Annotated in this window: 6 protein-coding genes, 2 tRNA genes and 3 rRNA genes; 2 read left to right on the top strand and 9 right to left on the bottom strand. The window is 44.8% G+C overall.

From position 1 onward, the window contains the following. Positions 1–18: 18 nt before the first annotated feature. On the bottom strand, positions 19–1404 hold the full coding sequence (locus H0262_RS09600) for a hypothetical protein (RefSeq protein WP_259275448.1): 1386 nt from the start codon (positions 1402–1404) through the stop codon (positions 19–21). Positions 1405–1683: 279 nt separating this feature from the next. On the opposite strand from H0262_RS09600, the gene H0262_RS09595 reads away from it, so the two are divergent. Continuing rightward, positions 1684–2496 (top strand): SDR family NAD(P)-dependent oxidoreductase, encoded by an 813-nt coding sequence (locus H0262_RS09595; RefSeq protein WP_020444503.1) that lies wholly within the window; start codon positions 1684–1686, stop codon positions 2494–2496. A gap of 131 nt (positions 2497–2627) precedes the next feature. Here the strand turns inward: H0262_RS09595 and H0262_RS09590 are convergent, their stop codons facing one another. From H0262_RS09590 to H0262_RS09580, 3 genes are all read right to left on the bottom strand, one after another. After that, entirely contained in the window at positions 2628–3323 is a 696-nt protein-coding gene (locus tag H0262_RS09590) for a lysophospholipid acyltransferase family protein (RefSeq protein ID WP_259275447.1), read from the bottom strand. Positions 3324–3457: 134 nt separating this feature from the next. After that, on the bottom strand, positions 3458–5344 hold the full coding sequence (gene parE, locus H0262_RS09585) for a DNA topoisomerase IV subunit B (protein WP_181210605.1): 1887 nt from the start codon (positions 5342–5344) through the stop codon (positions 3458–3460). A 139-nt stretch (positions 5345–5483) separates the two neighbouring features. Continuing rightward, positions 5484–6110, bottom strand: coding sequence for a YqiA/YcfP family alpha/beta fold hydrolase (locus H0262_RS09580; protein ID WP_181210604.1), 627 nt, complete (start codon positions 6108–6110; stop codon positions 5484–5486). Positions 6111–6299: 189 nt separating this feature from the next. On the opposite strand from H0262_RS09580, the gene H0262_RS09575 reads away from it, so the two are divergent. Then, on the top strand, positions 6300–6560 hold the full coding sequence (locus tag H0262_RS09575; RefSeq protein WP_181210677.1) for a DUF1289 domain-containing protein: 261 nt from the start codon (positions 6300–6302) through the stop codon (positions 6558–6560). Between the two features lie 144 nt (positions 6561–6704). On the opposite strand, the gene rrf is transcribed toward H0262_RS09575, so the two are convergent. The 5 genes from rrf to H0262_RS09550 form a co-directional block, all read right to left on the bottom strand. Continuing rightward, positions 6705–6818: ribosomal RNA gene (rrf, locus tag H0262_RS09570) — 5S ribosomal RNA — on the bottom strand. A gap of 182 nt (positions 6819–7000) precedes the next feature. Further along, positions 7001–9862 (bottom strand): 23S ribosomal RNA (locus H0262_RS09565). 380 nt (positions 9863–10242) lie between these two features. Then, a tRNA-Ala gene (locus tag H0262_RS09560) sits at positions 10243–10318 on the bottom strand. Positions 10319–10324: 6 nt separating this feature from the next. Continuing rightward, positions 10325–10401: transfer RNA gene (locus H0262_RS09555), tRNA-Ile, on the bottom strand. Between the two features lie 85 nt (positions 10402–10486). Then, positions 10487–12025 (bottom strand): 16S ribosomal RNA (locus H0262_RS09550). The 16S, 23S and 5S rRNA genes sit together here with 2 tRNA genes alongside, the layout of an rRNA operon. Positions 12026–12255: the final 230 nt, after the last annotated feature.

Below are 12255 nucleotides of genomic sequence, written 5' to 3'. Positions count from 1 at the left end.
GAGATGCACTTGGAATATTTAAGCGCACTTATGATAGAGGATTAGAGCCAGCTTTTTTATTACTATTTCAGTAATTTCACTAGCATTACTCTGATTACTTTGCTGTAACTGCTGAACCTTTTTGGTCAGTTGACGCTCGCGCTGGGTCATGGGATTAACTGGCTGAATCCATAAATCAATATCCATAAAAGCATCTTCAGCCTCTATTATAAAATCTATACCCAATACAATCACATGATGTAGTTCTGCCATTGGTAACCGTGTCGCCACATCTAAAGCGATTTTCGCTAAATTTGGGCGTATAGCCAACTTACCATGCTTTCCTTCTGCATCTTGTCCATAAAATATTAGTACATAATGCCGCCCCAAACACTCGTAAGAATGTTGGTGGACAACATAGCCTTGTTGCTGCAACTGCTGCAACTGCTTGGGATGCTTATATAAAGTGCGAATTAACTCATGACGCGAAAACAATGACTCATCCAATATCTGCCGTTGCCAATGAGAAAAATCTGCCTTACTAGACTTCTCCGATGATTCTTTTTGCTTAAACGCAGCAGGATTTTTATAAACTGTTTCTAACATCTGCATACTAAGTTGTGACCATAAAGCAGCCGCTTGCGCCATATGCTGTTGATACATCTGCTTAGTTGTGCTATTGGTTTTCTGCGCCAGCGACATCGCTATCAATGCCGAGTTAGGCTCATTTTGCAAACCATATTTTATCAACGCATTATCTATCGTAATTGCAGGTGCAAAGAAGTCGGCAACATTTAGAAATCCAGTAATAATATCGTTTTCGGAATTTGTTATATGATCCTTATTATCCTGCTGTGACTGCCCTAAACGATAGTGTAAAAATCGCCATAGCTCGCAAGGTATCTGTAATTTATTTAAATGAATATGCCAGTCATGCCAGCCAAATGCTTGTAATGGCTGAATAGATGCACTTGTATCAACGAGCGAACCCTCTACTAAATTACTGTCCGTAAAACTATGGGCTAGACGTTGAACAGGATTTTTTTTGCAGGATTTATTATGAACATCATGTTCAATATCAATTTGACGTTGGATATCCAAAACCAAGACGTCAATACTACGTAACTGGCTGTCCATAGATCTTGATATATGAGTCTTGCGCCATATATTTACAGCATTAAAAGCCGTCCTACCTAGTGCCTCAATATCAGCTGGCAGCATGTCATTAGGCAAATATATCACCAACTCTACTAAGTTAAGATCGCCCAGTGGTAGCTGATACTGAGAATATTGCGCTTGATAGTTGCTCTCTATCACTGGCATATCCGGTAAAATAATCTTTAAGATATCGGCTCGTAAATAACAAGCCATTTCATGCATAAGATAGCTTCCATCAGACATTACCATCGTCGAATCACTGGGCACAGTCACCACCTTTTTGTCTGAAAAAAATACGCTATTATAAGCGGCGCAATTGGTGTGCAGCGGATAAATGTAACTGCTACTCCAAGACTATTGGATAAAAAATAAACTACATAATAGCAATTATACATGGTCGCTTTCAGCACAGTGACTTGTTATGATGATATAAAAGCGGTATTACTCGCGTATTGAGGAATCAATTAATACGCATGCTACTTTACAATATAATTAGCCCATTTATGTATCAAATAACTCTCTGATGATAACAAGGACTTGCCCATCATGAAACGCTTTAAAGAGAAAACAGTCGTCGTAACAGGTGCCGACTCACATATCGGTCGTGCAACTGCCATTCGTTTTGCGAATGAAGGTGCTAATGTCATACTCGTCGGACGCTCGACTGATACATTAAATCAAATCACTGAAGGGTTTCCACAAGACCGTACATGGATTCATACCGACAACTTTTTAACCATTGCTTGTGACATTGGTGTTGAGAGCCAAGTACAAGAGATGATAAAAAGAGTCATCGATAAGTTTGAAACAATCGATATATTGGTGAATAACGCAGCACAAACGACGCAAGGCAGAAATAGTGGGTTATCTACTGAACAGAAGAGTCCGGCTGTTGATGACTATTTAAGTGAAACCTTGTATGTCTGTCAGACGGCTATGCCTTACTTAATACAGAGTAAAGGTAGTATCATTAACGTTCCTTCATTTGCAGCTTGTAGTAGCGATCAGAGTGCAGCGACTTATGATGCTGCCACCTCAGGTATTACTGATTTGACCCGTACGTTGGCTTCGGCACACAGCGCAGACGGCGTGCGCGTTAATGCAGTAAATCCAAGCGTCACTCAGTCTGATATATCAGATGCGATTCAAAACACCGATATTCAAAATACCGATATAACAGATCTTCAAGCAAATATAGATGAATCATCAGATAATAGTCCATTAGGACGCTGTGCCACACCAAACGATATTGCCGCGGTGATTACTTTCTTAGCAAGCGATGATGCTGCCATGATTACCGGTACCAATTTGCCCGTTGATGGCGGTGTAAGCACTTCTAACCGTCAGCTACCTTTATAAGAAGTTTACTTATAAGCAACTTTATAAAGCCTTAATGTGTAAGGGCTCAAGATTAATAGGCGCAAACAAAAAACCCCTGATACTCCATATCAGGGGTTTTTTATAAATATAATCAGCTACTACTTAAAAAACTACTCCGCTGATTTATTAACGTCCTGTAGCGGCTGCGATAAACGCTCAGGATGTCTTGGAATTACACCTTGATATTGAGCATATATTTTTGGCAAATCGGCTTCGATATCTCCGGTAGGATAGACCAAAGGCATAAAGCGTATCTCTTTGGTATTGTAATCCAGCGCCACTGGCAAGATTGGCACACCGGCACCCACTGCTAAATAATAAAAGCCTGACTTCCAATTTTTGGTGTACTGACGCGTACCTTCTGGCGACAACCCCAAAAATAATGGCTCACCTGTTTTAAATTTATCAATACTCGCTTGTAATACGGAGCCTTTATTACGGCGATCAATCGGCACAATACCTATCCAATGCAGCAACTGTGCAAGGACCGGCACCTTAAATAAGGTGTGTTTGCCCATAATACTGATTTTCAAATCGAGCGCAAACAAACTGGGTATCGCATATACACCGTCGATATTTGATGTATGCGGAAGCGCTAGCACCACTGCCTGTGGAATATTTGCTATCTCACCAACGGTACGCCAGCCTGCCGCTTTTAACAATGCAGACGCAATCACTGGCGCAATCTTGTTGCCGCGTCTAGGAACCAAATTCCCAAGCTGTTTTTTATTGAGACTTGGTAATGTTTTAGAGCGTGGCGGCTTAGCACTGTTAGCATTAGAGCGATTAAATAATTTTGATGTCATAACGGCACCATGTAGTAGAAGATATCCATATAATACCATTAAGCTGGTATCACTAATCTGGATTTTACATGCTTTTGTTATGTTATATCTTACTCAATCATGATTATAAATAACGCTAAGCGTCCTAAAAATAGCTATGAGATATCAGCTAGATTACCTTTATCTTCTAGCCATATCTTACGATCAGCAGCACGCTTTTTGGCTAGCAGCATATCCATCACACTGTTGGTTAGTACCATGTTATCCATATCCAACTGAACCAAACGACGAGTATCGCGATTCATAGTTGTTTCACGCAACTGCTCTGCACTCATCTCACCCAAGCCTTTAAAACGTGTGATTTGGGCTTTTTTATTGCCCGGTACATTGGCTAAAATATGCTGAAGCTCGGTTTCATCTAACGCATAATGCACTTCTTTAGCCACATCGACACGATAGAGTGGCGGCATTGCAACAAATAAATGACCAGCATCGACTAAGGCAGGAAAGTGCTTCACGAATAGCGCACAGATCAAGGTAGCAATATGCAGTCCATCAGAATCGGCATCTGCTAAGATGCATACCTTGTCATAACGCAGCTCAGATAAATCGTCAGATGCCGGATCAACGCCAATGGCAATCGCAATATCATGAATTTCTTGACTCGAGAGCACTGTATCTGATGAGACCTCCCAAGTATTTAAAATCTTACCACGCAAGGGTAGAATCGCTTGGTAATGACGATCACGTGCTTGCTTCGCACTACCACCCGCAGAATCCCCTTCTACCAAAAACAGCTCAGCCCCATCACGCAAATCACCGCGGCAATCTGCCAATTTACCGGGCAATGCTGGCCCCTGAGTGATTTTCTTACGAGCGACTTTTTTTGCCGATTTTAAACGACGTCCTGCTTTATTAATTGCCAATTCGGCAATTTGCGTACCCATATCGGCATGTTGATTTAACCACAGACTAAAGGCATCTTTTGCCAATGTCTGCACGGCTCCAGCAGCCTCACGGCTAGACAAGCGCTCTTTGGTCTGTCCAGAAAACTGCGGCTCAGAGAACTTAAGAGACAGGATATAGTTCACCCCATCCCAGACATCTTCTGCGGTTAGCTTTACACTACGCGGTAGTAAATTATGGATATCGCAGAACTCACGCAAGGCTTCTAAAATACCCGTGCGCAGTCCATTGACGTGCGTACCGCCCTGAGCTGTAGGAATCAAGTTTACATAACTTTCTTGAATTGGCGTCCCACCATCAGGCAACCAAGACAAAGCAAAGGTAATAGCAGCTCGTTCGCCCGCTTTCGCATCGTAATTATAATAAAACGGTGCTTCAGGTAGCGTCTCAAGACCATCTAATTGTTCGTTTAAATACTCGACCACCCCATCCGTAAACTGCCAAACCACCTTTTCATCATTGATATCATCGGTGAATTCAATCGTTAATCCAGCAGCCAAAACCGCTTTGGCTTTTAAATTGTGCTTGAGCTGCTTCACATTGAATTTTGGCGTATCAAAGAAACTACCATCTGCCCAAAAATGTACTCTAGTACCACGTTTGCGCTTATTTGAGCTGACCGCTTCGGTCAACGGCGTGACTGGTGCGCCGTTTTCAAACGCCATATCAAACTGTGTGCTATCACGCCATACCGTAACCTCAACACGCGTTGATAGCGCATTGACGACAGAGATACCCACGCCATGCAAGCCACCTGACACCTCATAATTGGAGGTCGAAAACTTCCCTCCTGCATGTAAGCGGGTCAAAATCAGCTCAATCCCTGATTGGTTAAATTCAGGATGAATATCCGTTGGCATACCGCGTCCATCATCTTCGACAGACAACGAACCATCACTATGCAGTTGCACTTTGATGGTTTTAGCATAACCCGCTAACGCCTCATCAACCGAGTTATCAATGACCTCTTGCGCCAAATGATTGGGGCGAGTGGTATCAGTATACATACCGGGACGACGACGTACTGGCTCAAGCCCTTCTAAAACTTCTAACGATTGCGCATTATACTGACTCACAAATGCATCCTTAAATATTCATATACGATTAATTCTATTAAACCATTATAACGAAAAATAGCGACGGTAACGGTAATAGTCAGTCGCTTACGTCAGATAATGTCGTCTATTTAATACGCTATGTCAGCTTTATTTGAACTTAGAGCAACTGCTGTAGCATATCAATCACCTTTGGCAATTGCTCACCAAAATCGCTAAACCTGTGATCGCCACCTGCTTGCACAGCTACCGATGCGCCCTGACTCTGATAATAAGCTTTAGACAATTCAGAATTTAACAGCTCATCGCCTTTTTTCAGTAGCACAGCAACTTTATCGGGATAATTTACTGCTAAAAGTTGATGGTCTGCAAACCATTGTAAATCTGAGGGAGTAATATTCCAGCCGCCCGCCGTCGTATGCAGGACTTTATTATTAGGTAACCCATCACTGCTATCTCGATTTGATATCGATGTATTATAAAAACGCTGTAGGGTGATATGAGGCTGAGTACTAGGGTTTAGCAATAGTGCAGGGCAACCTGTATGATTGCTTACCAAGGTGGAAAAATAGCCCCCTAACGAGCTGCCAATCAGTACGGTTTTATTATCTTTTTTCAGCTCAGTGACCAAATCAGTTAAATAACTAAAGACTTGTTCAGGTGATTGGTTTAGATCAGGACGATATACTTTAATGTCAGAATGGTTTTTTTGGCAGTAGCTTTCTAATAATATGCCTTTGGTCGAGTTGGCATCACTGTCCAGTCCATGGATATAAATCAGGTTCACGTATCATCTCCTTTGTTAATTTTGTTATGATTATCTTATATAGGCTATCAAAGCCAAGCATAGCACCCGCTAGACAAAAATAATAACAATAAAACAGCACACTATAAGTCAGTATTTGCGACATAAGAATATTGTCATAGTGGTTGTATGTAGGTCAAAGGAATGACGGTAAATAGCAACGGAGTCGCCATGAACCAACAGTTTGAGCTGTTCGACATTGACAACCCTTGTATCGGTGTCTGTCAAAGCAACAAAAAAGGCTATTGCTTTGGTTGCCTGCGTAGTCGAACGGAACGCCAACGATGGCATGATATGACGACAGAGCAGCAACGAGAAGTACTGAGACTTATCGTAGGACGTAAACAACGTATAGAACAAATGAGACAGCGTAAGGATGAACAGTTAGGATTTGATTTTGAAGACACAGTAGAAGCGGGTAAGCTTTTCTAAAAAGCTCATGATAACGCCTCACTAGGATACGTACTCTAAACTGAATAAATCAGCACGATTATCCAATAAACACGACCCCAACCAAACCCGCACACGAAAGAAAACCCCCAACGAATTAACGTTGGGGGTTTTCTAGGAATAGAGAGCTGACGATGACCTACTCTCACATGGGCGAACCACACTACCATTGGCGCGACGATGTTTCACTTCTGAGTTCGGGAAGGGATCAGGTGGTTCCATCGTGCTATTGTCGTCAGCAAAGGGGGTTAGATATGAGTCTGTTATTATTGTTTTGACGTCAAGATATTATCTATTGGTCGACCAACTTGTAACCTAACTGAATCAAGGTTAAAGGTGATATCGAAATTATATATATTCTATAGCCTAGGCTATACAAGATAGATTAATTAGAGCTTTCATACAAACCACTTGGGTGTTGTATGGTCAAGCCAAACGAGCAATTAGTACAGGTTAGCTACACACATCGCTGTGCTTCCACACCCTGCCTATCAACGTCGTAGTCTTCAACGGCTCTTTAGGGAAATCTAATCTTGAGGTGGGCTTCTCGCTTAGATGCTTTCAGCGATTATCCCATCCGAACGTAGCTACCGGGCAATGCCACTGGCGTGACAACCCGAACACCAGAGGTTCGTCCACTCTGGTCCTCTCGTACTAGGAGCAGATCCTCTCAAATTTCCAACGCCCACGGTAGATAGGGACCGAACTGTCTCACGACGTTCTAAACCCAGCTCGCGTACCTCTTTAAATGGCGAACAGCCATACCCTTAGGACCTGCTTCAGCCCTAGGATGAGATGAGCCGACATCGAGGTGCCAAACACCGCCGTCGATATGAACTCTTGGGCGGTATCAGCCTGTTATCCCCAGAGTACCTTTTATCCGTTGAGCGATGGCCCTTCCATACAGAACCACCGGATCACTAAGACCTACTTTCGTACCTGCTCGACTTGTGGGTCTCGCAGTTAAGCGCGCTTTTGCCTTTATACTCTACGACCGATTTCCGACCGGTCTGAGCGCACCTTCGTACTCCTCCGTTACTCTTTAGGAGGAGACCGCCCCAGTCAAACTACCCACCATACATTGTCCTCGGTATTGTTATACCTGAGTTAGAACCCCAACATGACCAGGGTGGTATTTCAAGATTGGCTCCACAAACACTAGCGTGTCTGCTTCAAAGCCTCCCACCTATCCTGCACAAGTCAGGTCAAAGTTCAATGTAAAGCTGTAGTAAAGGTTCACGGGGTCTTTCCGTCTAGCCGCGGGTACACAGCATCTTCACTGCGATTTCGATTTCACTGAGTCTCTGCTGGAGACAGCGCTGCCATCATTATGTCATTCGTGCAGGTCGGAACTTACCCGACAAGGAATTTCGCTACCTTAGGACCGTTATAGTTACGGCCGCCGTTTACTGGGGCTTCGATCAAGAGCTTCGCTTACGCTAACCCCATCAATTAACCTTCCAGCACCGGGCAGACATCACACCCTATACGTCCACTTTCGTGTTTGCAGAGTGCTGTGTTTTTAATAAACAGTTGCAGCAGCCTGGTATCTGCGACTGCCAACAGCTCAAGGAGCAAGTCCTATCACCATCGGCAGCGTACCTTCTCCCGAAGTTACGGTACCATTTTGCCTAGTTCCTTCAGCAGAGTTCTCTCAAGCGCCTTGGTATTCTCTACCTGATCACCTGTGTCGGTTTAGGGTACGATTCGTTTATAACTATTGCTTAGAAGCTTTTCCTGGAAGCATGGTATTTGCCACTTCGCTGTACAAGTACAGCTTGCTATCAGATCTCAGCATAATGACAGTCCGGATTTGCCTAAACTGTCTGCCTACATCCTTTCACCTGGACAACCAACGCCAGGCTGACATAACCTACTCCGTCCCTCCATCGCATTATAAACAAGTATCGGAATATTAACCGATTTCCCATCGACTACGCCTTTCGGCCTCGCCTTAGGGGTCGACTCACCCAGCCCCGATTAACGTTGGACTGGAACCCTTGATCTTCCGGCGTGCGAGCTTTTCACTCGCATTATCGTTACTCACGTCAGCATTCGCTCTTGTGATACCTCCAGCATGCCTTACGACACACCTTCACAGGCTTACACAACGCTCCCCTACCACTTGAAAACAAATTCAAATCCGCAGCTTCGGCTCCTAGTTTGAGCCCCGTTACATCTTCCGCGCGGGCCGACTCGACTAGTGAGCTATTACGCTTTCTTTAAAGGATGGCTGCTTCTAAGCCAACCTCCTAGCTGTCTATGCCTTCCCACCTCGTTTCCCACTTAACTAGGAATTTGGGGCCTTAGCTGGCGGTCTGGGTTGTTTCCCTCTCCACAATGGACGTTAGCACCCACTGTGTGTCTCCCGGATATCACTCATCGGTATTCGGAGTTTGCATCGGTTTGGTAAGTCGGTATGACCCCCTAGCCGAAACAGTGCTCTACCCCCAATGGTGTTCGTCCGAGGCGCTACCTAAATAGCTTTCGGGGAGAACCAGCTATCACCGAGTTTGATTAGCCTTTCACCCCTATCCACAAGTCATCCCCTAGCTTTTCAACGATAGTGGGTTCGGTCCTCCGGTGCCTGTTACGGCACTTTCAACCTGCTCATGGATAGATCACTCGGTTTCGGGTCTATGCCCTGCAACTAAACGCCCTATTAAGACTCGGTTTCCCTACGGCTCCCCTAAACGGTTAACCTTGCTACAGAACATAAGTCGCTGACCCATTATACAAAAGGTACGCGGTCACCCTAATAAATTAAGGCTCCCACTGCTTGTACGCACACGGTTTCAGGTTCTATTTCACTCCCCTCACAGGGGTTCTTTTCGCCTTTCCCTCACGGTACTGGTTCACTATCGGTCAGTCAGGAGTATTTAGCCTTGGAGGATGGTCCCCCCATCTTCAAACAGGATTTCTCGTGTCCCGCCCTACTTAATATGTTAACGCTAATGTTTCGAATACAGGACTATCACCTACTACGGTCAGCTTTCCCACGCTGTTCTTCTACATTAGCATTAATCGGCTTCTCCCCGTTCGCTCGCCGCTACTTGGGGAATCTCATTTGATGTCTTTTCCTAAGGGTACTGAGATGTTTCACTTCCCCTCGTTTGCCTCTTGTACAAGTACAAGATACCTACCTTATGGTAGGTGGGTTTCCCCATTCAGAAATCTCCGGATCACAGGATATTGCCGCCTCCCCGAAGCTTATCGCAGGCTGTCACGTCTTTCATCGCCTCTGACTGCCAAGGCATCCACCATGTGCGCTTCATTACTTGACCATACAACCCCAAGTAGTCTTTCTCTAACCTTTATTACTAAAGATAGGAGTTAGATTTCTAAGTGCTATATAAGTCTAATTATGATAACGATATCACCTAATTTTATACGCTTGATTCAGTTCTCTTTACTTTTTTAATAACTCACCACTGGGATAACAACTGATGTCGTTAAGTAGTGAGTTATTAAGGTTAGAAACAACGCGTGAACACGTGTTCCTAACCCAGACTCATATCTATGTTTTTAAATAGTCTCTATGCTCTCGTCGAGTCACAGATTCTGTATAAAACAGAAAGAAGTAATCTTGTCTTTGTTAAGACGAATCACTTGTTTCTATTTGATACCTATTTATTTATTAGCATCTAAAGAATAGTTTATTATGTGGTGGAGCCAAACGGAGTCGAACCGTTGACCTCCTGCGTGCAAGGCAGGCGCTCTACCAACTGAGCTATGGCCCCTAATAATGGTAGGCCTGGGCAGACTTGAACTGCCGACCCCCGCGTTATCAACACGGTGCTCTAACCAGCTGAGCTACAGGCCTGTGCGAGGCATATACCTCTAGCTAATAAACTAGCTTAAACTAAAGAACAACTTGTTGTGAATTCTTGCTGACCGAATGCCATCTATAAGGAGGTGATCCAGCCGCAGGTTCCCCTACGGCTACCTTGTTACGACTTCACCCCAGTCATCAACCACACCGTGGTGAACGCTCCCCCGAAGGTTAAGCTATCCACTTCTGGTGCAATCAACTCCCATGGTGTGACGGGCGGTGTGTACAAGGCCCGGGAACGTATTCACCGCGGCATTCTGATCCGCGATTACTAGCGATTCCTACTTCATGGAGTCGAGTTGCAGACTCCAATCTGGACTACGATAGGCTTTTTGAGATTCGCATCACATCGCTGTGTAGCTGCCCTCTGTACCTACCATTGTAGCACGTGTGTAGCCCTGGTCGTAAGGGCCATGATGACTTGACGTCGTCCCCGCCTTCCTCCAGTTTGTCACTGGCAGTATCCTTAGAGTTCCCGGCTTAACCCGCTGGTAACTAAGGACAAGGGTTGCGCTCGTTGCGGGACTTAACCCAACATCTCACGACACGAGCTGACGACAGCCATGCAGCACCTGTATTCTAATTCCCGAAGGCACTCCCGCATCTCTGCAGGATTCTAGATATGTCAAGACCAGGTAAGGTTCTTCGCGTTGCATCGAATTAAACCACATGCTCCACCGCTTGTGCGGGCCCCCGTCAATTCATTTGAGTTTTAACCTTGCGGCCGTACTCCCCAGGCGGTCTACTTATTGCGTTAGCTGCGTCACTAAGTCCTCAAGGGACCCAACGACTAGTAGACATCGTTTACGGCGTGGACTACCAGGGTATCTAATCCTGTTTGCTACCCACGCTTTCGAGCCTCAGTGTCAGTATTATGCCAGAAGGCTGCCTTCGCCATCGGTATTCCTCCAGATCTCTACGCATTTCACCGCTACACCTGGAATTCTACCTTCCTCTCACATACTCTAGCTCAACAGTATCAGATGCAGTTCCCAGGTTGAGCCCGGGGATTTCACATCTGACTTATCGAGCCACCTACGCTCCCTTTACGCCCAGTAATTCCGATTAACGCTTGCACCCTCTGTATTACCGCGGCTGCTGGCACAGAGTTAGCCGGTGCTTATTCTGCAGCTAATGTCATCGTCTCCGGGTATTAACCGAAGAGTCTTCTTCACTGCTTAAAGTGCTTTACAACCAAAAGGCCTTCTTCACACACGCGGCATGGCTGGATCAGGGTTTCCCCCATTGTCCAATATTCCCCACTGCTGCCTCCCGTAGGAGTCCGGGCCGTGTCTCAGTCCCGGTGTGGCTGATCATCCTCTCAGACCAGCTACAGATCGTCGCCATGGTAGGCCTTTACCCCACCATCTAGCTAATCCGACTTAGGCTCATCTAATAGCGAGAGCAGTAAACTGCCCCCTTTCTCCCGTAGGTCGTATGCGGTATTAATACGAGTTTCCCCGTGCTATCCCCCACTACTAGGTAGATTCCTAAGTATTACTCACCCGTCCGCCGCTCGACGCCTGATAGCAAGCTATCATCGTTTCCGCTCGACTTGCATGTGTTAAGCCTGCCGCCAGCGTTCAATCTGAGCCATGATCAAACTCTTCAGTTTAATCTTGCTATGAAGTCCTTTAAAGAGACTTCTAAACTTGGCTCATCTAATCTGGCAAAATCGCTAAAAATTATGTTCGTAATGAATTAACTTTGAGTTTTTTTACTGTCTTAAATGATAATTTTTATAGTTAGAATCCTATCGAAAAGATAGTCAACCAACTTTATTTTTTAGCATTCTGAATCAGCAAAAATCCACACAAGTTGTTCTTTAGTTATGCTTTTAAATAA

This window comes from Psychrobacter sp. D2 (genome assembly GCF_013608135.1).
GTDB lineage: Bacteria > Pseudomonadota > Gammaproteobacteria > Pseudomonadales > Moraxellaceae > Psychrobacter > Psychrobacter cryohalolentis.
The sequence above is the reverse complement of the archived record's forward strand: the minus strand, read 5'-3'. Positions and strand labels throughout refer to the sequence as shown.

What these genes read in the sequence shown, in the direction of transcription:
- H0262_RS09595 (WP_020444503.1), top strand. Translation starts at nt 1,684, where the DNA reads ATGAAACGCTTTAAAGAGAAAACAGTCGTCGTAACAGGTGCCGACTCA.
- H0262_RS09590 (WP_259275447.1), bottom strand. Translation starts at nt 3,323, where the DNA reads ATGACATCAAAATTATTTAATCGCTCTAATGCTAACAGTGCTAAGCCG.
- H0262_RS09575 (WP_181210677.1), top strand. Translation starts at nt 6,300, where the DNA reads ATGAACCAACAGTTTGAGCTGTTCGACATTGACAACCCTTGTATCGGT.